Source organism: Paenibacillus xylanexedens (assembly GCF_001908275.1).
GTDB classification, from domain to species: domain Bacteria; phylum Bacillota; class Bacilli; order Paenibacillales; family Paenibacillaceae; genus Paenibacillus; species Paenibacillus xylanexedens_A.
Genome location: NZ_CP018620.1, coordinates 285,234 through 310,087, shown reverse-complemented (window position 1 = coordinate 310,087; position 24,854 = coordinate 285,234). Strand labels below are relative to the sequence as shown.

Here is a 24,854-nt window from a genome sequence, read left to right as displayed (position 1 = left end):
ATGAATGCTGTTACACGTTAACACTTCGGGTACAGAAAGCCTTCCGATCGCCGTTATCCCCAAATTTCTTGATCCCCTTTTCAAAGGGAGAAATTTGGTTATAAATGCGAACATTTCATTTCTTCAGGCCCTTTCTGTCCCCTTCGCGCACGTGGTGCTATTCATCCAACTTATATGGCATCTGTTATTTCATCTATAGATAAGAATATCAGACTTGAGGGATGGATCAAAATGCCACAATCTTAGTCCTTCACTGCTCCTGCCGCGATATCCGAGATAAACTGGCGGCTGATGAACAGGAACATAACGATGAGCGGAATGACGGCAAGCAACGTACCAGCGATAACCATTGCATAGTCTGTGTTATACAACCCGTTTAATTGAGACAACGCAATCTGCAACGTGTATTTGCGTTCATCCGTCAGGACGATCAAAGGCCACAGATAATCATTCCATACGCCGATAAAGGTGAACGCGCCGAGGAAAGCAAAGGCAGGTCGCAGAATTGGCAACGCCACGTTCCAATAAAGTCGGAAGAAATTACAGCCGTCGATCCGGCCAGCATCCAGCAGATCGTTCGGAATCGACTCGGTCGCATACTGGCGAATCCAGAAGATACCGAAGGCGTTCACCATGCCCGGAATAATGAGGGCTTTGAAGGAACCGACCCAACCGAACGTAGCCATGAGTACGAAGGAAGGCACCAGCGACAGCTGGGAAGGTACCATCATGGTGGCGAGCAGCAGGATGAAGAGCCACTTTTTGCCGGGAAATTCAAACTTCGCAAACGCAAACCCCGCCAGTGAGTCAAAAAACAGCACCAGAATGGTCACAAGGCCTGACACAAACAACGTATTCAGAAAGGCGCCCCAGAAGTCAATCTGCTGCAACACCCGCGTAATATTATTCCACAGTTCACCGCCGAACCAGAGCTGGGGTGGGAACTTGTAGATATCGGACGTTGTCCGGGTGGACATTACAATCAGCCAATAGAACGGGAACATGGATATGAGCATGCCCCCGATAAGACCGGTATACAACACCAGCGATTTGAGGTGTTTGGTCGCCATGTGCGCTCCCCCTTATCACATCAGGATGATTTGCCTTGAACAAGCTTCCAGTTCACAATCGAGAACAGGGCGATAATGAGGAACATGCCCCAACCAACGGCAGCGCCATATCCGAAGTAATTGTTAATGAAGGATTCACGGTAGAGGTACAATACAATCGTCATGCCTGCTGCACCTGCGCCACCATCATTACCTACCAATACTTGCGGCTCGGTGAACAGCTGCATACCGCCGATCGTTGACGTAATGACCGTGAACAGGATAACAGGACGCAGCATCGGAATTGTAATTCGGAAAAAGGACTGTATCGCTGAGGCGCCGTCAATCTTGGCCGCTTCGTATAATGTCTGCGGAATACTCTGAAGCCCGGCCAGATAGATGACGGCGTTATATCCGGTCCAACGCCAGACCACCATGGAGGAGATTGCGACTTTGATGCCCCATGGTGCATTAAGCCACTCCACAACAGGTAGCCCGACCGACTGCAACAGATAATTGAGAAAGCCATAATTGTTGGCAAATAAAGCACCGAAGATAATGGCTACCGCCACAATGGATGTGACGTTTGGCAGAAAATAACCGACCCGAAACAGGGTACGGAACTTCACAAATGGTGCATGTAGCAAAAAGGCAATAATCAGGGCGAAGAAGAGCATCGGAATCGTCGAATAGATCCAGATCATGAACGTGTTACCCACGGCTTGCCAGAACTCGGCATCGGTCAGCATGTATTTGAAGTTGTTGAGTCCGTTAAACGTCATGACACCGATGCCATCCCATTTATGAAAAGCCAGATAGAGTGAGAACCCAATCGGGAACAGGCCAAATACCGCAAACAGAATATAAAACGGCGATATCGCAACATAAAGTGCACGATGCTCCCACATCCTGGACCACAGTGACTTCTGCCGATCCAGATCAGGTCTTGCATTTCCCGGATCGGGAGTAAGACGAGGTTCAGTTACAGCCATATGAATTCCTCCTTTGCGGATAACGAAACCACACGTTGTTCAGGTTAACGCTGCAATTCCCGCTCGACGCGGTGTACCGTATCTGTCCAGACCTGCTGTGGATCGGCATTTTGCTTCGCGACATCATTTAGCCGTCGGGTGATAATGTTGTGTACGGATGGATATCGTTCGCCAAAGAAAGCATTCGGCACCTCCTGTGCCGATTCGGCAAATACAGGCCCTGTCGCCTGTCCACCGAAGAAAGGTTCTTTTTCTTTCATGGCAGGATCATCAAATACACCAGGTGCAGAAGGGAACAGGTTCAATGTCTGGTATTGCTCCAACTGATTTTCGGGACTTTGCAGCCAGCGAATCAGTTCAAAGGCTTCCTGAGGATGTTCACTCGACTTCAGAATGGACAGGAATGATCCTCCGTTATTGCCATCTCCCCCCGGTGCCCGAGCGACCCGCCACTTCCCGGATGTATCCGGAGCGGCTTCCTGAAGAACTTGTTTCATCCAGACAGCACCTACAAAAGAGGCGATTTCGCCATTATTCATCGCGGCGTTCCAGCCTGGAGTCCAGCCATCTGCATTGGCTAGCAGTCCCTTCTCTTTGAAAGCAACGGCCGTATCCCAGCTCTTGCGCACAGTAGCGGAATCCATGCCGATAAAGGACCCGTCCGGCCGGAAATAACGCTCCGCAGACTGCGATATGACTTGATTGTAAACGGTTGCAATATTGTCGGTTAGAAAAACCTTGCCTCCGAATTTCTCCTTGATCTGTTCTCCGGCAGCAGCATATGCATCCCAGCTGTTGATCTGACGTGTAACGTCTTCGGGATCAGATGGCAGTCCGGCCTCCTTGAACAGATCTTCTCGGTAGAAGAGGGCTGTTGGCCCCGTATCCATCGGGAAACCAATCATCTGTCCGCTTGGCGTAACGCCTTGCTTCCATTTCCACGGCAGATATTGGTCTTCAATATCTCCTGCACCGAGATCATACAGATTATAGAAACGGTCCTCACTGGGGAATAGCTCCATGATCCAGTCGTTCAATGCCACAATGTCTGGTTCACCTGAGCGTGCAGCGAGTGTTGTTTTGAGTTTTGCTTTGAAATCACCGCCGATTTTCTGAGCTGTCAGTTCGATATTGGGGAACTTTTCCTTAGCCCTGGCAATCAACTTATCATCGATGGAACGATTCCAGTACCATAATGTAAGCGTTACCTTTTTGTTGTTCGCTGAATCGTCCTGTCCGGGCCAGATGGAGCATCCGCTTGTGAGCAGGACGCAGACCATCAGTATGGCTGTCCAGCATGTTCTTTTCCGGCGGATCATGTGTATTACCCCCTCATCGTTAAGTTCGAGGCATGAAGTGCTTTGGACTACAACATTAGTGTATGAGCAGTTTATAAACTCATACCCAATATTCCTAAAATGAAACACATATTTGTGTCGATTGCGTAACATAAATTGGGTAGTTACTTTAAAAATAAAAGTTACTTGACACATTATAATTTTTATTCTAAACTAACTTACATAAAGTAACTAATGATGATGAGAATAATATAGATACGTACTATATAACATCCAAGTGATCCAATTTCGCTCTGGATGCGAATCAATCAACATACAAGTTGGCCTAAACAGGAGGAACGACAATGATCAATTCACATATTATTCAACTGCTTGCCCCCAAAATTCAGACTTTTCCGAGTGGAAAAGAGTTCATATACCTGGTGGGACCAATCAAGCTTCCGGTTAACCTCGATGGGGAGACCAAGACATTCCAGTGGTACAGCTGGATGAAATCGGACAAAGAGTTGGAGAGCGGCGAGTTAATCGAATCCCTTGCTGAGGCTGAACTAGCAGAGCGTCAACAATCCAGTGTTCTGGTGTACGGTGACTTTGCTGAAGCACAAGAAGCGCTGATCCGGATGCATAGCATCTGTCATACAGGCGACATCTTTGGCAGCAAACGCTGTGACTGCGGCTTCCAATTGGAGCAATCCATGAAAATGATCGCCGCTCATGGAGCGGGCGCACTGTTCTACCTTGCCAACCATGAAGGACGTGGCATTGGTCTGTTCAGCAAAGCCATGGCGTACATTTTGCAAGAAGAAGGTCTGGATACGGTAGATGCAAACTTGCAGCTCGGATTCACAGACGATGCCCGCAATTATGACGATGCGATTGCCGTATTGCGTGCGCTTCGTTCCGCACCGGTTACATTGATCACCAACAATCCACGGAAGCTGGCTGCCTTGCAGGAAGCGGGATTGAATGTGGGCGGACGTGTGCCACTATGGGGAGATCGCTCTGCTTTCAACGAGAAATATCTGCAAACGAAAGTGAACCGTTCCGGTCATTTGGCAGAAAGTGATGGTTGGGCCGGGGCAGAGACGCTGCTTCCGCATGCGCAGGGTTAATCTTTACTCATTGAACATATACGATTAGTGAATTAGTCGTTGTAGTACTCTTCGTTAAGGAGAAGTACAGCAGCGGCTTTTTTGTATGGAGGATAGGGTAGCGATCAGGTTTTCCTGATTCACGGAATGGCTTGCCGTTCCCGCAGTGCGGATTATACAATATAGGCATCTGATGAATGCGGGAGGAACGAAGGTGCCATTTGAGGGACAACGTATATTGCCGGCTGCGAAGAGCATGAAGCAGTTTGAAGCGATGATTGAAGGCCCTTATACCTATGGGGTGATGCTGGAAACGCATATTGCACAGCTTCAGAGTGTAATGGACGAGGCTCGGCGATACGACAAAAAGATACTTTTGCATGCAGATCTGGTCCAAGGATTGAAGAATGATGAGTATGCGGCAGAGTATCTGTGTCAGCACATTCGCCCGGCAGGACTGATCTCTACGCGAGCGAGTGTCATTCAGAAGGCAAAGCAGAAAGGCATTACAGCGATTCAACGTATTTTTCTGCTGGATACCCATGCACTGGAGAAAAGTTATCTGTTGCTGGCCAAAACCCAACCGGATTATATTGAAGTATTACCTGGCGTCATTCCGCATATTATTGCGGAAGTATCTGTGCGTACAGGGATACCCATTATTGCAGGGGGATTGATCCGTTCACCGGAAGAGGTTGAACTTGCGCTTGGCGTCGGGGCTACGGCAGTGACCACATCCAACACGGATCTGATCCGACACTTCGAGAAATCGCTTACACCGTAAAAAGAACCCACAACAGGAGGTTGGCTGTATGGAAAAATATATATTGGCTCTGGATCAGGGAACAACAAGCTCCCGAGCTATTCTATTTAACCGTGGCGGGGAGATTGTGCACATTGCACAGCAGGAATTCCCTCAATATTTCCCCAAACCGGGCTGGGTAGAGCAGAATGCCAACGAAATCTGGAGTTCCATTCTTGCCGTGATGGCTTCATGTCTGGCAGAGAGCGGAATAAAACCTGTCCAGATTGCCGGAATTGGAATTACGAATCAACGGGAGACTGTTGTGGTATGGGACAAAGAAACAGGCAGACCCATCTATAATGCAGTGGTATGGCAATCCAGACAGACCGCAGATATCTGTGAAGAATTGAAGACGCAGGGTCTCGGGGACCTTTTCCGCCGTAAAACAGGATTACTGATCGATCCCTACTTCTCGGGAACAAAGGTAAAGTGGATTCTGGATCATGTCCCTGGTGCCCGGGAGCGGGCAGAGAAGGGTGAATTGCTATTTGGCACGATTGATAGCTGGCTGATCTGGAAACTGAGCGGGGGGACACATGTCACGGATATATCCAATGCCTCACGTACTCTGATCTATAACATCTATGATCTGCAATGGGATGACGAATTGTTGAATATCCTCGACATTCCCAAGGCCATGTTGCCAGAAGTGCGAGGTTCATCCGAGGTGTATGCACACACAACAGACTATCATTTCTTCGGTCATCGGATTCCGATTGCGGGAGCGGCAGGAGATCAACAGGCAGCGATGTTTGGTCAGGGGTGTTATACCAAGGGCAGTATGAAAAATACATATGGTACCGGTTGTTTCATGCTTATGAATACGGGAGAGAACCCGGTACAATCCAATCATGGACTGATTACAACGATTGCCTGGGGGATGAATGGCAAGGTTGAATATGCGCTCGAAGGCAGCATTTTTGTTGCAGGGTCTGCGGTTCAGTGGCTGCGTGACGGATTAAGAATGCTTCGTTCTTCAAAAGATAGCGAGGATTACGCCTCACGTGTGCCTTCGACAGACGGTGTTTATATGGTACCTGCATTTGTGGGACTGGGCAGTCCGTATTGGGATAGTGAGGTTAAGGGTGCAGTGTTTGGTCTGACCCGAGGCACGACAAAGGAACACTTTATCCGTGCTACACTTGAGGCGTTGGCGTATCAGACCAAAGATGTACTGGAGGCAATGGAATCCGACTCGGGTATTCCCGTGCATGCTCTGCGTGTGGATGGCGGGGCGGCGGCCAATGATTTCCTCATGCAATTCCAGAGTGATATTCTCGGCATTCCTGTCGAACGCCCAACGGTGAATGAAACGACTGCATTGGGTGCGGCTTATCTGGCAGGATTGGCGGTTGGATATTGGACGAGTGCGGATGAATTGACCGATCATGAAAATACGGAGCGTGTCTTCCAGCCTGTTATGGCTGAGCAACAACGAACAGAACTGTATGCAGGCTGGAAGCGTGCAGTGAACGCAGCAATGGCTTTTAAATAAAAGGAATGAAATGAATATTTCTTGGTGTGGGTATTTGTACTTTTTAACTAAATATATGTTATAAATGATATTTACTGGTGGAAAATGATACATTATTTACAGGGTTATTCTTCCTGGAGAAGGCAAAATATATACCCACTATAAGGAAAAAAACAAGGTTAGTGGATTCATTTGAAATTCCATCCTTTGGCAGAACAACTTTTTGAATTTTTTTTGAATAATGTGTCATTTCAGGACTTCACGCCGTCAAAAATCTGTGATAGGATAAAGGCACAAGTTAAAAAATGATGTCTGGAGATCGGGAGGGACCACGTGCCGCTCAGCAATTGCTGAGCGAATGACGTGGTCCTTTTTTTGTTTTTTTACGGAAAAATTGAGGAAATCGATAGGAGGTTCAAGAATGACAGAAACGTTCTCGTCAGCACACCGGACCGAATATTTGCAAAGCATGGCGAATGCACATTTTGACGTATTAATTATTGGCGGTGGGATTACAGGCGCAGGGATTGCATTGGACGCGGCTTCCCGTGGATTGAAGACAGCGCTTGTAGAGATGCAGGATTTTGCAGCAGGTACATCCAGTCGTTCGACCAAACTTGTCCATGGCGGATTACGTTATTTGAAGCAATATGAAGTGAAGATGGTTGCTGAGGTAGGACGGGAGCGGGCTGTCGTTTATGAGAATGGGCCACATGTGACCACACCGGAACCGATGTTGTTACCGATCTATACGGCTGGCACGTTCGGCCGCTTCAGTACATCCATTGGACTGATGGTGTATGACCGGCTCGCCGGGGTGAAGCGCAGTGAACGGCGCCAAATGTTGAATGCCGGAGCGGTGTCAGATAGTGAACCTCTGTTACGCAAACAGGGGTTGTTGGGTGGTGGACTCTATGTGGAGTACCGGACTGATGATGCCAGGCTCACCATTGAAGTTATGAAAGAAGCTGTCAAACGTGGGGCACAGGCCGTGAACTACGTTAAGGCGAAAGGTTTCCTGAAGGAGAATGGCAAGATTACAGGTATTGAAGCTATGGATCAGATCGATGGGCAGACCTATACGCTAAAAGCAAGCAAGGTGATCAACGCTTCCGGTCCATGGGTGGACGGTCTGCGGGAATTGGATGGTTCGCGCCAGGGGAAAACGCTGCAGATGACCAAAGGCATTCATTTGGTCTTTGATGGTGAACGATTCCCATTAAGACAGGCCGTCTATTTTGATACACCAGATGGTCGAATGGTGTTTGCTGTCCCACGTGATGGCAAAACCTATGTAGGTACAACCGACACTGTATATCAGGATGATCCTGCACACCCGCAAATTTCCGACGCGGATCGCGATTATGTGATTGATGCAGTTAATGGCATGTTTCCAGATGTACACATTGGTACCGAGGACGTGGAATCCGGATGGGCGGGTGTACGTCCACTAATTCATGAGGAAGGCAAGAATCCTTCCGAAATATCACGTAAAGATGAAGTCTGGGTATCCGAATCCAATCTGATTACGATTGCCGGGGGCAAGTTAACTGGATACCGTAAAATGGCCGAGATGGTTGTTGATCTGGTCGCACGCCAGATGGAGCAGGAGAGTGGACATTCCATAGGCCCATGTGTAACGAAGAAGATGCCCATCTCCGGCGGTGATGTAGGGGGATCGGCTGGATTTGTATCGTATGCGGAGCGCAAGATCAAGGACGGTGTTGCCCTCGGGCTTGCCCGACCTGCTGCGGAGCGGCTGGTTCGCACGTATGGTTCCAATGTGGAGGCACTGTATGAGCGAATGCCCGATCCACGCACCAAGTCCGAGCTTCATGGCATGCCACAGGAGTTATTGCTTATGCTACATTACGCGATTGATGAAGAGATGGCTGCAACCCCGTCTGACTTTTTGGTACGAAGAACAGGTGATTTATTCTTCCGTATTGATGAAGTTCGTCGCTATAAAGCAGCGGTTATCTCGTATATGGCAGGTCGTTTGAACTGGTCTGAAGAGGAAGAGGTTAAACATACACAGGAACTGGATCAGCTGTTGCTGGAAGCATCCGGCAAAATCTAAGGCAGGATTTCAAGATCGAGAGTCGAATGGAACATGTAAGCGTGTAACATAGAGAGGGGATTACATCCATGACATTACAGATCGGAATCATTGGAACAGGCTGGTTCAGTAAGGTACACGCGGATATTCTCGCACGGATGGAAGGTGTTCGTGTTGCGAGTGTCTGTGGAACTTCGCTCGAAAAGGCAGAGGCTATGGCCTTCGTTTATGATGCTGTTGGTTACGGGGAACTTGAACATATGCTGGATGGTGAGAAGCTGGATGCGGTGTATATCTGTGTGCCTCCGATGTCTCACGGATCAATTGAGTCCGAATTAATCCGCCGCGGTATTCCATTCCTGGTGGAGAAACCTTTGAGCACCGGAATGGATGTTCCGCGTCAGGTGTTGGATCAGGTGCAAAAGAGTGGGTTGTTAACCTCTGTAGGATACCATTTCCGTTATCAGGAGGCTGCGCAGGTCCTGCAGCAAGCGATGAAAGAACAGACGGTCGGCATGGCTCTTGGCCGCTGGATGGGCGGAATGCCAGGGGTCGCCTGGTGGCGGCGTCAGGACGGTTCAGGAGGACAATTCGTAGAGCAGACTACACATATTGTAGACTTGCTTCGGTATTGTGCAGGAGAAGTTACGGAGGTATATGCTGTAGCAGCTCAGCGAAGCATGCATGAGAAGCATGAGCATGTGACCGTAGCCGATGTGGCAAATGTGACGCTCAAGCTGGAAAGTGGAGCGATTGCCAGTATCGCCAATACATGTCTGTTGCCAGACGGAGAGGGCGGCGCAGGACTCCAGTTCTACACGGATGCAGGTGTGTGGGATTGGACGCCAGAACGTTTGCTTCTGCCAAGTGCCGCAACACATGCGATGGCAGGTCTGGAGATTCCGGCAGGACATAACCCATACGAGCGTGAGAATGAAGCGTTCATTCACGCCCTGCGTACGGGAGACCGTTCACGAATTCTGTCCGATTATGCGGATGCCTGCCGTACACAGGAGATTACGACGGCGGCGCTGGCATCGGCAGATTCCGGTCTGCCGGTACAGCTTCAGCCTTCAAAACATCTCTCTCATTAAAAGGTTGAAGGTAATATAAATACGCCTGAATCAGGGAATGATCCGCAGATCAGCCTGATTCAGGCGTATTTGTGTTGAGTAGAGATTATTAAGTAGCAATTCAACTACTCGGATTTCTGCTGTTTCAACCAGTCGGATGACCAACTGTAGATCTGATCAATGACAGGTTCAATGGCTCTGCCTTTCGGTGTCAATTCATACTCTACACGGGGAGGTATCTCGGGAAACATGTGTCGGGTTACGATACCTTCCGTCTCCATTTCCTTCAATCTCTCCGATAAAAGTCGTCCACTGATCGCCATCTCTGCTTCAAGTTCCGTAAACCGCTTGGGTCCAGACAACAGTTGGTACATGATTAATAGTACCCACTTCTTGCCTATGATGTCTATGGCTTGAGTGATCATACAGGGACTTGGTGATTTTACTTTTTTCAGCTTCAACGTGTTCACCTCGATTCATAATGATTTTCTTCAAAGTTGTATATGAAAGGACATGATTTCTGCCGCTTTAAGAATATAGGACATCCAAGTAAATGAGGGTTACTACAAAATATACTGTAACATACCTTTTGTATGTATTATACATCATACAGTGAAAAATTACTTGAAGAAATTATATTATTATTATATACTAACTTCACAAAAGTAAGTTGGTGATAAATAATACGTATAATATGAACACGTACTATTCTGAAAATTGAACTGGGCTGAACGGTTGAAAACAGAGTGACCTTTGGGAACTTTTACATAGATTCTTTTTTTACAATGTGCAGTAAAAATAATCATTACATAGTAGGAACATGTAATTTGTTACAGGAGGATCTACATATGAACAAGATTTTGGGTTACGTTTTTCTGGTTGTGTTAGCAGGTGTCTTCGTCATGACGGGGTTTAACAAGATTAGTGGAGCAGACATGATGATTCAGACATTCGAAAGTTTCTCTTATCCTACATGGACGATGTATCTGCTGGGCGCTGCGGAGTTGCTTAGTGCTGTAGGACTGCTGATTCCACGGACTCGCATCCTGGCTTCTGGCATACTGACCTTCATTCTGATTGGGGCCGTGGGAAGTCATCTGATCTATGCACAATACGCTGCTGTTCCGTTCCCGGCTGTGTTGTTGGTAGCTAACATTATTGTTTTGGTTGTGGGCATGCGCAGATTGGAAGGGGAAGAAGAAGGCCAAATGGACGCGATTCAGGCGTAAGTTAAAGATAAGAGGGAACGTAATTGGGCTGTTCAACGTGGAAAAGGTATTCCTGTCAAAAGGAATGTAAACGCGGATGCCTATGCAGAAGATGACCACTGCCAGAGAGCGGTGGTCATCTTTTTTTATGTAAGACTTCGCGTGGCACGTGTAACGATTCGCCGCGTATGTTTGGTATCCGACTGCTGAGTCCAAGTGGCACAGACCTGCCGCACCCACTCTGGATTGGTCTTGCTGGCGTCGTTCAGCCAGTTACTTACCGAATCCTGTACATACTTATGGGCATCGAATTTTACTGCGTCAAGCAAGGGAAGGGCCATGGCCGGATTTTCTTTTAACTCCTGAATATGCTTGGCCCAGACGCCACGAGGTCTGATTGATTCTATGGCAAATCGACGGATCAGTGGATCAGGGTCAACGCTCCATGGGATTAACTGCTGAAAGGCTAAGGATAATTCGGCAGAGATGGACTCCCGTAGAGCCATCCAGGCGATTTCTCTTACACCAAAGTGATGATCTGCTGCAAAGGGCCGAATATGCTCCAACTTTTCAGTCAGGTTCAGACCGGAATCCAGCCCAATGATATAAGCCGCCCAGCAGCGAACACTGTCTGAATGATGCTCTGCAATGGAACGAAAGAGATTCGTTTGTTCATTGACTGATGGACGTTTCAACAGATCAAGCCATTGCATGGCTATGGCCGGGATGATTTTCATGATCCGCTGCTCATCCATCTGTGTTAACTGCTCTGTAATTGCTCTGGTTTCGGCATCCATTCCCCATTCATGGGTAACCTTCTGAAAAAGAGAAACATGATCTACAGCCAGCCATTCAGTCAGATTGACCGATTCGATATGTCCTGCTTGTAGCCAATTGCGGATATGCTCAGGAATTTCCGTTGCTTTACGGGCACCTTTGCGAAGAAAAATGTCTTCTGGGATAAATAGATCTGGCTTAGCATTCAACAGTATATTCCTCCTTGGTTGTATAACATCATGAGTTATACAATACAACTGGCTGGAGAACAGGGATGTAAGGCATCTTACAAGTGGGCAGTGATTTTCCGGAGGTTAGCGATTTCGTCACGATGAAGGGAGACTGATTTGAATCCGGTACGAATACGGCCTGCTCTTGCCAAGTCCTGCATGACAATCGTAACCGATTCCCGTGTGGCTCCTGCCATCCAGGCAATCTCCTGATGGGTAAGCCCGAGTTGAATCCGGCAGTACTCATCTTCTTCGATCCATCCCATCTGTTCAGCCAGCCGGAAGAGATTATGTATCACCTTTTCATGCAGGTTTCCGAGTGCAAGCGTCTGTGTCAACTCGCTCATTCGTTTGATCCGCTCGCTTAGTACGTTCATCAGTCTCATCATAAATTCTGGATGTTCAATCAGAAACTGTTCAAAACGTTGTTTGTTCATCAGGCAAATATCACACTCCTCCATCGTTTCGATATAAACGGCGCGTGTTCCGAGTGAGATTCCGTTCATTTCTCCAAACACGTTACCTTCCGTCAAAATATCGAGAGTGAACTGCTTGCCCTCCGGATTTAATGTATATAAACGAACCTTTCCCCGTTTTACAAAATAGAAACCTTCTGTAAACGTATCGGGTGTCTGGATCTGTCTGTTTTTAGGTATGGTCGTAATAGAAGTCATCCCATCCATTTCAATCAGGTCTGCCTCGGATAAGGAGGACATGAGGTCGAATTGTGATAAATACAGAATTTTATCCATAGAACTCCTTTCCATTACAATATGAATATAAAAAAAGAAGAACCCACGAAAAACAACGGGTTCTCTTGCAGCGGGACTTCCTGATCGGAAGGTCTTCTGACTATAAATGATCAAATGCCATTTTGATTATAGTAACTTTTTTAATTGAGAGACGCGTCCTTGGCTGATGCCAAGCTTTTCCGCAATTTGCTGTTGAGCCAAACCGGGATTCTGTTCAACAATTTCTTTCATCTGTTGCAGCATACGTGCCGTCTTTGGCCGCAGGTCCGGGTATTCTTGGTTGTCAGCTGTGGTCCCTTCTTCCCTAGCGGGAGATGAGACTGGGGCGGATTTGGAAGCAGGACGCTCCACGGGTGCAGGAGCCTGTTTGTTCTGAGGTACGAACCAGTCGGGAGAGTCATCCGGGTGTTTTAATTGAATTGCACAAGTCCGGCAGATGAATTGTTCTTTGAAATACATTTCCGTATCTACATCACCGCAAAAAATACATAATGTTGATTTGTACTTTCTTAAAATCAACTCTTTTCCTTCAATGAAAAACTCAAGCGGATCGCCGATATGGATTTCCATCGTATCCCGCATTTCTTTGGGAAGGACAATTCGTCCAAGACGGTCCAGAGATCTCTTCATTCCGGTTCTTTTCATCGCATCTCCCCCGCAATATTCACAATTAAAAACCTGTCCTTATTGTAAGGAAGAAAGGGCTTTAATACAACAATAATATTTCAAAAAAGTGGATAATTCCATCCATTATGGGAAAATAAGTTTAGAAAGCACGGGTGCAACCGCTAAAGTGAACAATGCAGCGAGCACCATGGAGATGCTGGAGATGGTACCGGTCAGGGAACTCAGTTCAAACGCCTTGGATGTCCCTGTGCCATGGGCACCGGTTCCAAACAGTGTGCCTTGTGCAATCTCCCCATCGATGCGCAGCATTTTGACAATCGAAGGTCCCATAATTACTCCGAGCAGACCGGTCATAATAACAAAAACAGCTGTCACTGCGGGTATGCCACCGATTGTGGCGGATACGTTCATGGCAATTGGTGTTGTAATGGAGCGCGGGATCAAGCTGTGGATTAGACCTGAATCCAGGCGCAACCATTTGGCGAGCAGGGCAGAAGAAAGTACGGCAACAACCGAGCCAGTCATGACACTGAAGACAATCTCGGAAATATGTTTTTTGAGTACATGGAAAAATGTATAGAGCGGTACGGCAAAAGCCACCGTGGCCGGTTGAAGAAGCAGACTCAGCCATTTGCCACCACTGCTATACGTGGCATAATCCGTTCCGGTTGCAAGCAATATGCCAACAACAAGAAGCGGCGTAATGAGTAGCGGAGACAGATATACTTTAGGCAGATTGCGATACATTCGTTTGGTAACCCCATAGATACCGACGGTTAACAACAGGCAGAGAAATCCAATCATCCGGTGTGACGCTCCTTTCGTTTGGCAATTCGTGTAGCCACCAGGCCTGTGCAGGACATGACCAGGAATGTGCTAAGCAGTACGATGAATAAAATCTGTAGTCCGTCATGCTCTAACATGGGCATATAGTTCATAATGCCAACGGCTGACGGGATAAAAAATAACAATAGTTCACCGAGCAGCCAGGCAGCTCCAACTTCAATCCAGCGCAACTTCACGACACGAGTCTGAAGCAGAATGAATAACACAACCATACCGAGTATTGAACCTGGTACAGGAAGATGGAGAGTACGGGCCAGCAGGTCCATGAGCAGTGAAAAAACCATTAAGAGTGCAACTTGTGCAATACCAAGGCCCCATTTTTTCACTTCAATCCCTCCTTATATAATCAACGTAATCCTTTGAGTTATTATGAAAATGAATGGAAACGTTACTTGATATCACAAATTTTACATTGCATTCTTTCATGAGTAAAATGCATATTAAGAATGTTTACTATTCCATTTGTCTATGAGAGGTGGGGGTCAACCGATGGATATCCGCCATTTGCAATATTTTCTGGAAGTTGCCCGGCAGCAGAGCTTCACAAAAGCCGCCGAAGTCCTGTATATCACCCAGCCCACGATCAGCAAGACGGTCAAGAGTCTTGAAGAGGAATTGGGTATCACTTTACTGGACCGTTATGGGAAGAAAGTTGAACTAACCGACGCGGGCCATGTGTTTTTTCGTCAGGCACTGGAGATTGAAAAATCATTCCGCAGTCTGTCGTCCGAATTGGACGATCTGATGAACTTGAAGAAAGGCCATCTGCGGATTGGCTTGCCGCCGATGGTAGGGTCCAGCTTTTTCCCCATGATTATTGGTGAATTTCACAAAGCCTACCCGCAGGTGACCATTCAACTATTTGAGGATGGTGCCAAAAAAGTGGAGGCCGATGTGATCAGTGGTGCTCTGGATATTGGCGTTGCCGTACTGCCAACCGTGGATGAGTTGTTGGATCATTTTGTGTTTGTGAAAGAGAAACTGAACCTGCTTGTACACCCTTCACATCCACTTGCAGGGAAAGAGGCGGTTGCGCTGCATGAACTGGAAAACGACGCCTTTGTGCTGTTTCGGGAGGATTTTGCGTTGCATGACCGGATTATTGTGGCCTGTCAGCATGCGGGGTTTCAGCCCCGGGTGGTATATGAGAGCTCCCAGTGGGATCTGCTCAGCGCGATGGTTGCCGCCAATCTGGGAGTGGCCTTACTACCGGAAACGATCTGTCGTGAGGTAGACCACATGCGCGTGCGTATTATACCGGTAGTGGAACCGGTGATTCCATGGCAGCTCGGTATGATCTGGCGGAAGGATCGTTATTTGTCTTTTGCCACGAGAGAGTGGATTGGATTCACACAGTCGATGCTGGGTGAGTAAGGGATTGATCGGAAGGTTGTTCTGTCATTGCAGTGCCCGTTGCAAATACTCTTTTGTTGACCCCGGATCGTTGTTACAATGGAAGCATAATAATGGTGGAGGTGTACGAACATGAAACTGCGGGTATCCGCTGTACAATACCAATTGCACACAATCAGCTCGTTTGAGCAGTTCGCCGCTCAGGCTGAGCATTACATACGGACAGCGAGCGAATACGGAACCGAATTTGTGCTGTTCCCGGAATTTTTCACAACGCAATTAATGTCCATTGGGGACAAACAAGGCAATGCACTGACAATTGAGGATCTGCCAAACTTTACAGAGCAATATGAACAACTGTTCACGTCACTTGCTGCCAAATACGGTATGCACGTTATCGGGGGAACCCACGTCATTCGCCGTGAAGGGAAGTTGTATAATACAGCCCACATGTTCTACCCAGATGGTCGCATCGCTCGCCAGGACAAGATTCACATTACACCAACCGAAGTTCAGGAATGGAATATGGCTCCCGGAGAAGGACTTGAGGTGTTCGATACCGATAAAGGCCGTATTGCCATGCTGACCTGTTACGATATTGAATTCCCGGAAATTGTACGGATGAGCAAAGCCAAAGGCGCTGACGTGATTTTCTGTCCTTCCTGCACGGACGATCGTCATGGATTCTACCGTGTGCGTTATACGAGTCATGCCCGCGCGGTGGAGAATCAGGTGTATGTTGTGTTAACCGGAACAGTGGGTAACTTGCCAACCGTTGATTTCATGCGTGCCAACTACGGACAGGCTGCAATTATTACGCCGAATGATACCCCATTCCCGCCACGTGGCATTCTGGCCGAGGGTGAGATTAACAACGATATGATCGTGAGCGCCGATCTGGATCTGGATTTGCTGTATGAGGTACGTGAACGTGGATCGGTAACGACTTGGCGTGACCGCCGTACTGATCTGTATACCGATTGGGAGTAGGCAACCTTATAGAGGTTGTTCAAAAAGCCCGCTTTTGATTACGAAGGATGCCTAGTGGCATCATCAGCATCGAATATGGAATTCAGCCGAAATGTCCGTTGCTCACGTAGTCTTCCCTACGCTCCGCTACTCCATTTCTAGCTTCATCCCATCTTCTCGGTACTGAAAACCGACCTTTTTGAACACATAATTAAAACCGAAGCAAAACAGAGTTTTGGAGTTCATTTGTCAGTGGAAAGGGGTGAACCGGCAACATGTATACCAAAGAAATGCTGATCACCGACCCGGAGCGAAGTGGTAAAAGGGTAAAAGCAGTCGTTCGCAATTATGTTGCATCCGACTTTGAGGAACTCATTCGCATTCAGGCGGAGAGTTTCCCTCCTCCTTATCCGGAAGAGCTGCTCTGGAGTCAAGAGCAGCTCACCAGTCATGTGCAGCATTACCCGGAGGGTGCCATCTGTATTGAAGTCGATGGAGAATTGGCTGGCTCGATGACCTCGCTACGGATGCAGTGGGACCCTGCACATCCAGCAAGTCATACCTGGGCCGAAGTAACGGATGACGGTTATATTCGTAACCATCAGTCGGATGGCAACACGCTGTATATTGTTGATCTCTGTGTTCGTCCAAAGTACCGCAAATGGGGACTGGCTCAGCTTATGATGCAGGCGATGTACCACCTTGTCATCGCTCAGGGGATGGATCGGTTACTAGGTGCTGGTAGAATGCCAGGTTATCATCTGGTTGCAGACCAACTGTCTGCACAGGAATACTTGGATCAGGTAGCAGCAGGAGAGAGGCGTGACCCGGTGATATCGTTCCTGCTTCGCTGTGGCCGCATGCCTGTTGGTGTGACCGCAGACTATCTGGACGATGAGGAATCCTACAACTATGCAGCCCTGATGGAGTGGCGGAATCCGTTCAGATAAAGAAATGTTAAACGAAATACATCATCAATCGAGGGGGTATTTATTCATGGAATTCACGCGTATTACATCCATTAAAGATCCATTGTTTGCCCAAATGCACAAGTTGATGCAGGAGATTTTCCCGCGGGAAGAAGTGCTGGACTTCCCACTGTGGGAAGAACCACTGGAAGATCCGGGTATTCGGGTGTTCGTGGCTGTGCATGAGGGACAGGTTGTTGGAGCGACAGAGTACCGTTATTACGAGGACTGGAACGTAGCCATGACGGACTTCACGATTATTGGGCGTGAAGGTCTGGGGATCGGCAGTTTCCTGGCGAATCACCGCAAGCGTGATCTGCAAAAGCTGGCTGCAGCAAACGGGAAAGAATTGTTCGGCATGTTTGCCGAAATCTATAACCCTTATCTGAGTCAGGATCACGAGTTTGGCGGCATCAAGCCGATGGACCCGTATGTGCGTCGCGAAGTGCTGTCCCATCTGGGATATCAGCGTCTGGACTTCCCGTATGTTCATCCATCCTGGCAAGGGGACGGGGAAGCGGTTGGCGGATTGGACCTGTGCTTCATGCCAGGTGATGAGTCGCTTGGTGAACTGCCAGCAAGCCTAGTGGCTGATTTCCTGAATCGATATTATGCGGTGTTACCGAATAAACCGCAAGAATGGCTTGCCATGGTGGAGCAATTGACTGCTCGTAAGTCGGTTGCGTTACTGCCGTTGTAATCATATGAAAGACCCGAGCCTGGACTAACAGGTTCGGGTCTTATTTAGTTTATTTTTCAGAACGAACAGGATACTCTTTTTTTATATGGAATATGTTACCATAAATGTGGAAGATATGTGTTTGTGTTCATTCATTTTATTAAGGAGGAGATTAGATGAGAAAAAGCAGAATCTTGTTGATATGGATGCTCGCTTTATTTTTAACAGCCTGCAGTTCAAGTGACGATGCTTCACTACCAGATGTACAGGAGAGGGAGCGCAAGGATGCCATAGATAACGAACAAATTCAGAAGGAAAAAGATGCAAAAGACACAAAAGAGCAGGAAGAAGTAGAAAGTTTAAGAGAAACGCTGAACATAACGTTTAAACTGATGGCGGCGATGCAATCGAATAACTATACATATCTTGAATCGGTGTCTTCATCGAACATAGAAATATCGCAGCAGAACAATACCATTATTTCGAAACTGGAACAGGGGGATTACGAAGTCCCTTTTCTGCAAAACGTTAGCCTGAATAATTTGGAGTATCGTGGATTTAATCCTCTGGATTCAGATCGTGTCATTTTACATATGGCTATAGTATGGTCTGATGGAAACAGTGCATTGGATTTCTATTTCATTCGTTCCGAGGAAGGCAACTGGCTCTTTAATGGTCTGCTCACGAATGGATAGGCCACTAGTCTGGTTCCGTAATAGAAATAGCGACCGTTCTCTCTATGGTAAAGAGGAAGGTCGCCGCATGGATGAGTTCGAGTGAAAAGATTCAATTATTGTGTAGTCTTTCGATCCGGTAGCTGGCTCAAATAACTGTTGGACAAGTGTGCAAGATCCAATGCTCGATCGTACTGTTCCTTTGTTATAAACCGTGAAGAAGATACCTCACTGTTATTGGGTGTGGTGAATGCTGGAGGTACCTTGTCCGCCGAAATTTTCGGTACCTCTTCTGACGGAACATTCAACTGCTTTTGCACGGCATCCTGTCTGCCCGCATCAGCTAGGGAATAATGCGTTCCATCCCCGTATCCTTTCGCGGGAATGAAGAGAGAAGCATCGTTTAGCACGGACCCGGAAGGAAGGTAATATCGTTCCGGTAGAAGATTTCCGCCTTCACGCAGCAAATCCTGTCCGAAATGTAATTGTTCCTCCAGTGATACTCCGGTGAGTCCGGCAATCGTTGGCAGAATGTCCACCTGACCTCCGATCTGTTCCAGTTGTACACCCGGGGTAACGCCCGGTGCCGAGATAATGAGTGGGATATTAATCATATCTGCTGATGTGTATTCCCGACCATACAACTCTTTCATAAGGACTTTGTCATCCCGATCCAGTGAATAGATGGGAAGTCCCAGGTGATCCCCGTACAAGACAAACAAGCTATTTTCCCATAATCCCTGTTCTTTCAATCCAGCAATCAACTGTCCAACCGCCTGATCTGCATAATGCTGTGATATCAGATAATCACCGGGCAACGTATCCTTGTAACGCTCTGGCAGCGTCAGTTTCACCTTGTTTTTAGGCAAAGTGTACGGGTGGTGGGCTGACATGGAGATGATATGGGCATAGAAGGGATCGCCCGAAGACTGCATGGATTCCAGCTTATCCAGTGTTTTGGAATATAGGACTTCATCCGAGGCCGAAAAGGCGATAGAGTCCTGTGTGCCAAAATAATCAATATCATAATACTGGTCGAATCCAAGTGCCTTGTATAACTGATCCCGATTCCAGAAACGAACATCATTCGTATGGAATGTTGCTGTCTTATATCCGTTTGCTGACATCAACTTGGGTAGACTTGGCAGAGCTTTATCTGCATATACAGTTGTTGCTGCCCCGTTCGGCGGGGTGTAGAAAGATGTGTTCACAACAAATTCTGCATCCGATGTATTTCCCTGTCCCACTTGCTGATAAAAGTTCGGAAAATACAGGCTCTGTCTAGCCAATTGATTCAGATTAGGCGTAATCTCCTGTCCATCTACCTCTAATCCAATCAGAAAGTTCTGAAACGATTCCAACTGGAGCATAATCACATTGCGTCCGCTCGCGGCACCCTTCTCCAAAATCGCAGGAAGCTCGGTCGTTTGCTTCAGTTGGTCGATGTCAGTCTGATCAATGTGAGCGATGGGCACAGGTTTATCAGGTCGATCCAGGATGGTATACGCCTCGTAACCGAGGATGCCCATCTGTTCTGCTTGTGTAAGCTCACTCATGCTGGCCCGATTGGGATAGATGTTAAGCATGCAGAGGATCATGGACAGGGTCAGAATGACCGAAGCAACACGTCTTCTGGCACGTCGTTCAAGCGGAATGCGGTTCGGGCGTTCTGTACTCCCGAGTTTGATCCGACGACGAATGAGTATCCCCCCAATGATCAGCACGTCTGCAAAAATAAACAAATAATAGGGATCAAGCAAAGAGAACATGCTGCTCTTGACCGAAGTCACCTGATTCACCTGTGCCAACGCATGATAGTTAACGATTACACCATAGTATTTGTAGTACATGATGGCTGCAAAGAAAATCCCTGAGAGCAACAAATTCATGGCAAGGTATATCCACATCCGCCGCTTGGCAGCAAACCACTCAATTAGACAGAATCCGATCCAGATGAGCGGCAATTCGGTCAGCAGTGGTTTCCAGACAGGGATGTCATCGAAGATAACAATCCAGGCCAGTGAACTTTTGATCATCATGATAATGGTAAAGAATATAAACGGTCCGCTTAGAAATCGGGTGAGTGAACTGCGTGACAAGGTACCGCCTTCCCTTCCGAAGTTTCATTTAACAAGTATTATCCTATCTCAGCATGGCTGTGTCAAAAATGAGAGCCATCTACAATTGACGGCAAAAAAACCTCTTCCATGCAGGAAGAGGTTCGAAAAAACATGGGCTATTGCGATAAAAGCCAGATGTGACCCAATTCGTTATTCTATAGTGTACGTTGTGACGTAAGAAGGTCTGGGGAACATGGTGGGCTTCTGTGCGGTCAGGCCTTCGCTTGTACTGCGGTTACGGTGAGCGTGACTATATGCTTGGGATTCCTGCCAGCCTTTGAAATGTTCCTCCGACTGCCAGAGTGTAAGTACGACATATGTGTCATCCTTCAGAGGACGAAGCACACGAATACCGACAAAGCCAGGCTCGTCTTCTACCTTGCGGGCACGGTTCTTGAACCGTTCTTCGAAATCATTACGACCATCCTCTGTGACAGGGATATTGTTGAGAACAGCATAACCACCGCCAGTCCAGGAGCCTGCGGCATCAAAAGCTTCATATGCGGCTACTTTATCATCAGACTCAATATTCATCAGGCGTTCTGCGGATTCAAGAGCCAGACGCACCTGCTCTTCGCTTCGCAAAGTCAGATGCGGGTATGCAGCAAGTGCATCTGGAATCGGTGAAGGAACCAAATAGATATACATAGAAGCTGCCTCCTCATTAAGTACATTCTATTTCAAGATAGCATATGGAAATCAGCGAGTCCAATCGGTTCACATGTATCGGACAGGTGGGCTAATTCCGAGCTGAGTAGTACAGGTTTGCCGCAATAGAAGATAAACAATGAATGACAAACACTGCAGTAATAATGAAAAAAGAAAACGATATCCCGTCTAGTATAACTACAAGGATCCAAGCCAGAGCAAGACTGATGGTTGTCGCATTCCAGGAGAAGGCCTTTGCTCTCGTGATACAATAGAGGTACCGCTCATCCAGTCCGTTGTGCTTTTTTGCAATCAACCTTGTGAAAAAAATAATGATTATTGCAAATAACAAACCAGCTACAATTCCACCGATACCGATCATCCGATTCAGTAATTCAGAACTCAATATTCTCATCTCCTTCAAAAATAAATAATTCCTCGATCTGACAGTCAAATAATTGGGCAAGCTTGTGAGCAAGCACAAGAGAAGGTTTGTACTTACCGGATTCCAACGATATGATGGTCTGCCTGGAGACCTTTAGGCGTTGAGACAGTTCTTCCTGTGTGATGTGCATATGTATTCGTTTGTCTCTAATTAGATTTTGCAAGTATATCCTCCCACAAGTAAAGTTTGCTTTACGTAAAGTTAACTTTACTTATGGGACGATGGGAAGTCAATCTCTCTTTATAATATTTTCCACTTCTTCGAGGTGGTGCTGTGTCCAAAAGCATATTTCATGATAAAGTATAGTCACTACAAACAGAACGGGTGATCGTATGACAACAACAATTCGGATATCGGTTAGACCTTTGGTAGAGTATGTGTACCGCAGCGGCAGCATACGTCCAGGGTTTCGGACCAATGCATCGATGCAGGAGGGAACTCGAATTCACCAGCGGGTACAGAAGGAGTACACCGAAGAGGATCTGAAAGAGATTGTGCTCGAAGCTGAGATTCAACATGGGGATTTGACCTATGTGGTGGAGGGACGATGTGATGGCCTGATCCGGTTGGAGGGTCAGTTGACGGTGGATGAGATCAAATCAACTGCGGGCAATCTGGATGATCTGGGAGAAGGTCTTCCCGTACACTGGGCGCAGGCCATGATGTATGCCTACATGTACGCCGTTCAGCAAGATGAACCACGCATGCAAGTGCAGTTGACGTATGTGCATTCGGTAACTCATGAAGAAAGACGATTTCGCCGAATGGCAGAACGAGAGGAACTGGAGCAGTTTGCGGCAGAAGTGATTGCCGGTTATGCGCCATATGCAGAGATGATCGCTGCATATGAAGAAAAGCGTGATATCAGTGTGAAAGAGCTGCCGTTTCCTTTTCGCAAATATCGGGAAGGACAACGGAAGCTGGCAGGAGCCGTATACAAGACGATCCGTGAGGGTCAGGGATTGATGGCCAAAGCACCAACAGGCATTGGTAAAACGATGTCCGTACTGTTCCCCACGGTCAAAGCGATTGGCGAAGGCGAAGCGAGCCGATTGTTCTATCTGACCGCGAGGACGACGACACGGGTGGCGGCAGAAGAAGCTTTTGCCCGGATGCAATCGGAAGGATTGAAGATGCATGTGATCAGTCTGACCGCGAAGGATAAGATTTGTTTTAAGGAAGAAGAAGCTTGTGATACGGGGCAATGCGGCATGTGCGAAGGATATTATGACCGTATTAACGGGGCTGTGCTGGACATGCTGGAACATGAGACATTAATGACACGTACGGTCATCGAGCAGTATGCGCGCAAACATCGGGTATGTCCGTTTGAGTTTTCCCTGGATGCGGCGTATGCAGCCGATGCGGTGATCTGCGATTACAACTATATTTTCGATCCGAGGATCTCTCTGAAAAGAATGTTGGAGGAGCAGAAACGCAAGACGGTGTTACTGGTGGACGAGGCTCATAATCTGGTCGATCGTGGCCGAATGATGTTTTCCGCTGAGCTGGAGAAGGCAGTATTTCTGGATGTGAAAAGAGAGTTCCAGTCGCTGGACAGTAGTGTGCCTGCTGCCAAAGCCATTGTTGACTACACCGGGGCCATTGATAAGTATCTGATTACCCTTCGGAAAAACGGTGGAGAAGAAGGAAAGATCATCCAGCAGGAAGCACCGGAGGAACTGATTGAACGGCTGGAGCCTTTTGTCATGGTTGCGGAGCAATGTCTTGTTGAAGGTGGTTCGGGGAATGCCGAGACGGATCAGCTACTGTTGGATGCCTACTTCACGGCACAGAATTTCCTGCGCATTGCCAAGCTGTATGATGAACGTTTTATTACGTATGCAGAGTGTGTTCGAAGTGAAGTGAGAGTAAAGTTATTTTGTCTCGATCCTTCGGTACTGCTTCGTCAGACGGCCAAAGGATTCCGCTCCCTCATTCATTTTTCGGCCACATTGTCACCCCTTCGCTATTATCGGGATATGCTGGGTGCAGAGGAAGAGGATTATACATTGCAGATTCCATCGCCGTTTCAGCGCGAACAATTGGATGTGAGACTCCTGCCCTTATCCGTGCGTTATAAGGATCGGGAACAGTCCCGGCGCCCCATTGCGGAGATGCTGCAACAGCTGGTAAGTGAATGGCCGCGCAGCAATCTAATGGTCTTCTTCCCTTCCTATCCTTATATGCGCGAGATCTATGAAACCTATGCACAGCTTCCAAGTGAAGCAGATACGGTCATACAAAAGCAAGGCATGAACGAACTGGAACGGGAGCAGTTTCTGGATGGTTTTCAACCCAATCCTGAACGAACACGATTGGTGTTTGCCGTCATGGGTGGCGTATTCTCTGAGGGTGTCGATCTGCCGGGAGACCGCTTGAATGGCGTCGTTGTGGTAGGTGCGGGGCTGCCGCAGATTGGTCTGGAGAACAACGTATTACGTGATTATTATGATCGGACAGGACGCAACGGATTCAATTACGCCTATATTTTTCCGGGTATGAACAAGGTGCTTCAGGCGGGTGGACGGCTGATTCGGACGGAGGAAGACAGGGGTGTGCTGGTGCTGGTCGACGATCGTTTTATCCAAGAACCGTATCGTTCCCTACTGCCCGAGGAGTGGCGGGACTATAAACGAATTTGATGAACGAACTACGAATGAAATGATGCATGTAGCATATATTTTTCGATTTTCTTTCCTTTATATGATTGAAGG

The 24,854-nt window shown here is 47.5% G+C and carries 25 protein-coding genes; 12 read left to right on the top strand and 13 right to left on the bottom strand.

The genetic code is table 11. The features are described 5' to 3' along the window. Positions 1 to 242: 242 nt before the first annotated feature. From BS614_RS01210 to BS614_RS01200, 3 genes are all read right to left on the bottom strand, one after another. Positions 243 to 1,070 carry a carbohydrate ABC transporter permease gene (locus BS614_RS01210; protein ID WP_036612996.1) on the bottom strand — a complete coding sequence of 276 codons (828 nt, stop codon included), beginning with the start codon at positions 1,068 to 1,070 and terminating at the stop codon, positions 243 to 245. A gap of 20 nt (positions 1,071 to 1,090) precedes the next feature. Beyond that, complete coding sequence (locus tag BS614_RS01205) at positions 1,091 to 1,957, bottom strand: carbohydrate ABC transporter permease (protein WP_036613110.1); 867 nt, start codon at positions 1,955 to 1,957, stop codon at positions 1,091 to 1,093. Between the two features lie 128 nt (positions 1,958 to 2,085). Next, a complete protein-coding gene (locus tag BS614_RS01200; RefSeq protein ID WP_074092666.1) occupies positions 2,086 to 3,360 on the bottom strand; it encodes an ABC transporter substrate-binding protein in 1,275 nt (424 codons plus the stop codon). Positions 3,361 to 3,683: 323 nt separating this feature from the next. Here BS614_RS01200 and BS614_RS01195 point away from each other — a divergent pair, with 323 nt between their 5' ends. The 5 genes from BS614_RS01195 (at position 3,684) to BS614_RS01175 (ending at position 9,862) form a co-directional block, all read left to right on the top strand. Then, positions 3,684 to 4,451, top strand: a complete 768-nt coding sequence (locus BS614_RS01195; RefSeq protein WP_074092665.1) for a GTP cyclohydrolase II — start codon at positions 3,684 to 3,686, stop codon at positions 4,449 to 4,451. Positions 4,452 to 4,644: 193 nt separating this feature from the next. Further along, positions 4,645 to 5,214 (top strand): glycerol-3-phosphate responsive antiterminator, encoded by a 570-nt coding sequence (locus BS614_RS01190; protein ID WP_074092664.1) that lies wholly within the window; start codon positions 4,645 to 4,647, stop codon positions 5,212 to 5,214. A 28-nt stretch (positions 5,215 to 5,242) separates the two neighbouring features. Next, complete coding sequence (gene glpK, locus BS614_RS01185) at positions 5,243 to 6,730, top strand: glycerol kinase GlpK (RefSeq protein ID WP_074092663.1); 1,488 nt, start codon at positions 5,243 to 5,245, stop codon at positions 6,728 to 6,730. A 400-nt stretch (positions 6,731 to 7,130) separates the two neighbouring features. Further along, positions 7,131 to 8,789: a glycerol-3-phosphate dehydrogenase/oxidase gene (locus tag BS614_RS01180; protein ID WP_074092662.1), complete on the top strand. Its 1,659-nt coding sequence runs from the start codon at positions 7,131 to 7,133 to the stop codon at positions 8,787 to 8,789. Positions 8,790 to 8,857: 68 nt separating this feature from the next. After that, positions 8,858 to 9,862, top strand: coding sequence for a Gfo/Idh/MocA family protein (locus BS614_RS01175; protein ID WP_074092661.1), 1,005 nt, complete (start codon positions 8,858 to 8,860; stop codon positions 9,860 to 9,862). Between the two features lie 104 nt (positions 9,863 to 9,966). On the opposite strand, the gene BS614_RS01170 is transcribed toward BS614_RS01175, so the two are convergent. Beyond that, positions 9,967 to 10,266, bottom strand: coding sequence for a winged helix-turn-helix transcriptional regulator (locus BS614_RS01170; protein WP_026081419.1), 300 nt, complete (start codon positions 10,264 to 10,266; stop codon positions 9,967 to 9,969). 423 nt (positions 10,267 to 10,689) lie between these two features. On the opposite strand from BS614_RS01170, the gene BS614_RS01165 reads away from it, so the two are divergent. Further along, positions 10,690 to 11,070, top strand: a complete 381-nt coding sequence (locus tag BS614_RS01165; protein ID WP_074092660.1) for a DoxX family protein — start codon at positions 10,690 to 10,692, stop codon at positions 11,068 to 11,070. Positions 11,071 to 11,195: 125 nt separating this feature from the next. Here BS614_RS01165 and BS614_RS01160 read toward each other — a convergent pair whose 3' ends face one another. The 5 genes from BS614_RS01160 to BS614_RS01140 all read right to left on the bottom strand — a co-directional run bounded on the left by BS614_RS01160 (position 11,196) and on the right by BS614_RS01140 (position 14,607). Beyond that, complete coding sequence (locus BS614_RS01160) at positions 11,196 to 12,035, bottom strand: DNA alkylation repair protein (RefSeq protein WP_084174349.1); 840 nt, start codon at positions 12,033 to 12,035, stop codon at positions 11,196 to 11,198. A 77-nt stretch (positions 12,036 to 12,112) separates the two neighbouring features. Continuing rightward, the gene (locus tag BS614_RS01155; protein ID WP_074092659.1) at positions 12,113 to 12,808 is read right to left on the bottom strand and encodes a Crp/Fnr family transcriptional regulator; all 696 of its coding nucleotides are present in this window, start codon (positions 12,806 to 12,808) and stop codon (positions 12,113 to 12,115) included. A gap of 126 nt (positions 12,809 to 12,934) precedes the next feature. Beyond that, a complete protein-coding gene (locus BS614_RS01150) occupies positions 12,935 to 13,453 on the bottom strand; it encodes an AbrB/MazE/SpoVT family DNA-binding domain-containing protein (RefSeq protein ID WP_047840820.1) in 519 nt (172 codons plus the stop codon). A 105-nt stretch (positions 13,454 to 13,558) separates the two neighbouring features. Further along, on the bottom strand, positions 13,559 to 14,239 hold the full coding sequence (locus BS614_RS01145) for an LrgB family protein (RefSeq protein ID WP_074092658.1): 681 nt from the start codon (positions 14,237 to 14,239) through the stop codon (positions 13,559 to 13,561). Next, positions 14,236 to 14,607 (bottom strand): CidA/LrgA family protein, encoded by a 372-nt coding sequence (locus tag BS614_RS01140; protein ID WP_017691758.1) that lies wholly within the window; start codon positions 14,605 to 14,607, stop codon positions 14,236 to 14,238. Before BS614_RS01140 ends, BS614_RS01145 begins: the two co-directional genes overlap by 4 nt. Positions 14,608 to 14,770: 163 nt before the next feature. On the opposite strand from BS614_RS01140, the gene cidR reads away from it, so the two are divergent. The 5 genes from cidR (at position 14,771) to BS614_RS01115 (ending at position 18,945) form a co-directional block, all read left to right on the top strand. Next, positions 14,771 to 15,655: a cidABC operon transcriptional activator CidR gene (gene cidR / locus BS614_RS01135; protein WP_074092657.1), complete on the top strand. Its 885-nt coding sequence runs from the start codon at positions 14,771 to 14,773 to the stop codon at positions 15,653 to 15,655. A gap of 111 nt (positions 15,656 to 15,766) precedes the next feature. Continuing rightward, complete coding sequence (locus tag BS614_RS01130) at positions 15,767 to 16,624, top strand: carbon-nitrogen hydrolase family protein (RefSeq protein ID WP_074092656.1); 858 nt, start codon at positions 15,767 to 15,769, stop codon at positions 16,622 to 16,624. A gap of 254 nt (positions 16,625 to 16,878) precedes the next feature. After that, positions 16,879 to 17,553, top strand: coding sequence for a GNAT family N-acetyltransferase (locus BS614_RS01125; RefSeq protein ID WP_074092655.1), 675 nt, complete (start codon positions 16,879 to 16,881; stop codon positions 17,551 to 17,553). A gap of 46 nt (positions 17,554 to 17,599) precedes the next feature. Then, positions 17,600 to 18,271 (top strand): hypothetical protein, encoded by a 672-nt coding sequence (locus BS614_RS01120; RefSeq protein ID WP_047840815.1) that lies wholly within the window; start codon positions 17,600 to 17,602, stop codon positions 18,269 to 18,271. 155 nt (positions 18,272 to 18,426) lie between these two features. Continuing rightward, positions 18,427 to 18,945, top strand: coding sequence for a hypothetical protein (locus BS614_RS01115; RefSeq protein WP_074092654.1), 519 nt, complete (start codon positions 18,427 to 18,429; stop codon positions 18,943 to 18,945). 95 nt (positions 18,946 to 19,040) lie between these two features. Here the strand turns inward: BS614_RS01115 and BS614_RS01110 are convergent, their stop codons facing one another. From BS614_RS01110 to BS614_RS01095, 4 genes are all read right to left on the bottom strand, one after another. Next, entirely contained in the window at positions 19,041 to 20,963 is a 1,923-nt protein-coding gene (locus BS614_RS01110; protein ID WP_074096626.1) for an LTA synthase family protein, read from the bottom strand. Between the two features lie 231 nt (positions 20,964 to 21,194). Next, on the bottom strand, positions 21,195 to 21,692 hold the full coding sequence (locus tag BS614_RS32320) for an antibiotic biosynthesis monooxygenase family protein (protein ID WP_074092653.1): 498 nt from the start codon (positions 21,690 to 21,692) through the stop codon (positions 21,195 to 21,197). Positions 21,693 to 21,783: 91 nt separating this feature from the next. Next, the gene (locus BS614_RS01100) at positions 21,784 to 22,098 is read right to left on the bottom strand and encodes a hypothetical protein (RefSeq protein ID WP_074092652.1); all 315 of its coding nucleotides are present in this window, start codon (positions 22,096 to 22,098) and stop codon (positions 21,784 to 21,786) included. Further along, on the bottom strand, positions 22,088 to 22,267 hold the full coding sequence (locus BS614_RS01095; RefSeq protein WP_425320288.1) for a helix-turn-helix transcriptional regulator: 180 nt from the start codon (positions 22,265 to 22,267) through the stop codon (positions 22,088 to 22,090). Before BS614_RS01095 ends, BS614_RS01100 begins: the two co-directional genes overlap by 11 nt. Positions 22,268 to 22,469: 202 nt before the next feature. Here BS614_RS01095 and BS614_RS01090 point away from each other — a divergent pair, with 202 nt between their 5' ends. Beyond that, the gene (locus tag BS614_RS01090; RefSeq protein ID WP_074092650.1) at positions 22,470 to 24,782 is read left to right on the top strand and encodes an ATP-dependent DNA helicase; all 2,313 of its coding nucleotides are present in this window, start codon (positions 22,470 to 22,472) and stop codon (positions 24,780 to 24,782) included. Positions 24,783 to 24,854 lie beyond the last annotated feature (72 nt).

What these genes read in the sequence shown, in the direction of transcription:
- BS614_RS01210 (WP_036612996.1), bottom strand. Translation starts at nt 1,070, where the DNA reads ATGGCGACCAAACACCTCAAATCGCTGGTGTTGTATACCGGTCTTATC.
- BS614_RS01205 (WP_036613110.1), bottom strand. Translation starts at nt 1,957, where the DNA reads ATGTGGGAGCATCGTGCACTTTATGTTGCGATATCGCCGTTTTATATT.
- BS614_RS01200 (WP_074092666.1), bottom strand. Translation starts at nt 3,360, where the DNA reads ATGATCCGCCGGAAAAGAACATGCTGGACAGCCATACTGATGGTCTGC.
- BS614_RS01195 (WP_074092665.1), top strand. Translation starts at nt 3,684, where the DNA reads ATGATCAATTCACATATTATTCAACTGCTTGCCCCCAAAATTCAGACT.
- glpK (WP_074092663.1), top strand. Translation starts at nt 5,243, where the DNA reads ATGGAAAAATATATATTGGCTCTGGATCAGGGAACAACAAGCTCCCGA.
- BS614_RS01180 (WP_074092662.1), top strand. Translation starts at nt 7,131, where the DNA reads ATGACAGAAACGTTCTCGTCAGCACACCGGACCGAATATTTGCAAAGC.
- BS614_RS01175 (WP_074092661.1), top strand. Translation starts at nt 8,858, where the DNA reads ATGACATTACAGATCGGAATCATTGGAACAGGCTGGTTCAGTAAGGTA.
- BS614_RS01170 (WP_026081419.1), bottom strand. Translation starts at nt 10,266, where the DNA reads ATGATCACTCAAGCCATAGACATCATAGGCAAGAAGTGGGTACTATTA.
- BS614_RS01165 (WP_074092660.1), top strand. Translation starts at nt 10,690, where the DNA reads ATGAACAAGATTTTGGGTTACGTTTTTCTGGTTGTGTTAGCAGGTGTC.
- BS614_RS01155 (WP_074092659.1), bottom strand. Translation starts at nt 12,808, where the DNA reads ATGGATAAAATTCTGTATTTATCACAATTCGACCTCATGTCCTCCTTA.
- BS614_RS01150 (WP_047840820.1), bottom strand. Translation starts at nt 13,453, where the DNA reads ATGAAAAGAACCGGAATGAAGAGATCTCTGGACCGTCTTGGACGAATT.
- BS614_RS01145 (WP_074092658.1), bottom strand. Translation starts at nt 14,239, where the DNA reads ATGATTGGATTTCTCTGCCTGTTGTTAACCGTCGGTATCTATGGGGTT.
- cidR (WP_074092657.1), top strand. Translation starts at nt 14,771, where the DNA reads ATGGATATCCGCCATTTGCAATATTTTCTGGAAGTTGCCCGGCAGCAG.
- BS614_RS01130 (WP_074092656.1), top strand. Translation starts at nt 15,767, where the DNA reads ATGAAACTGCGGGTATCCGCTGTACAATACCAATTGCACACAATCAGC.
- BS614_RS01125 (WP_074092655.1), top strand. Translation starts at nt 16,879, where the DNA reads ATGTATACCAAAGAAATGCTGATCACCGACCCGGAGCGAAGTGGTAAA.
- BS614_RS01120 (WP_047840815.1), top strand. Translation starts at nt 17,600, where the DNA reads ATGGAATTCACGCGTATTACATCCATTAAAGATCCATTGTTTGCCCAA.
- BS614_RS01115 (WP_074092654.1), top strand. Translation starts at nt 18,427, where the DNA reads ATGAGAAAAAGCAGAATCTTGTTGATATGGATGCTCGCTTTATTTTTA.
- BS614_RS01110 (WP_074096626.1), bottom strand. Translation starts at nt 20,963, where the DNA reads ATGATGATCAAAAGTTCACTGGCCTGGATTGTTATCTTCGATGACATC.
- BS614_RS32320 (WP_074092653.1), bottom strand. Translation starts at nt 21,692, where the DNA reads ATGTATATCTATTTGGTTCCTTCACCGATTCCAGATGCACTTGCTGCA.
- BS614_RS01095 (WP_425320288.1), bottom strand. Translation starts at nt 22,267, where the DNA reads ATGCACATCACACAGGAAGAACTGTCTCAACGCCTAAAGGTCTCCAGG.
- BS614_RS01090 (WP_074092650.1), top strand. Translation starts at nt 22,470, where the DNA reads ATGACAACAACAATTCGGATATCGGTTAGACCTTTGGTAGAGTATGTG.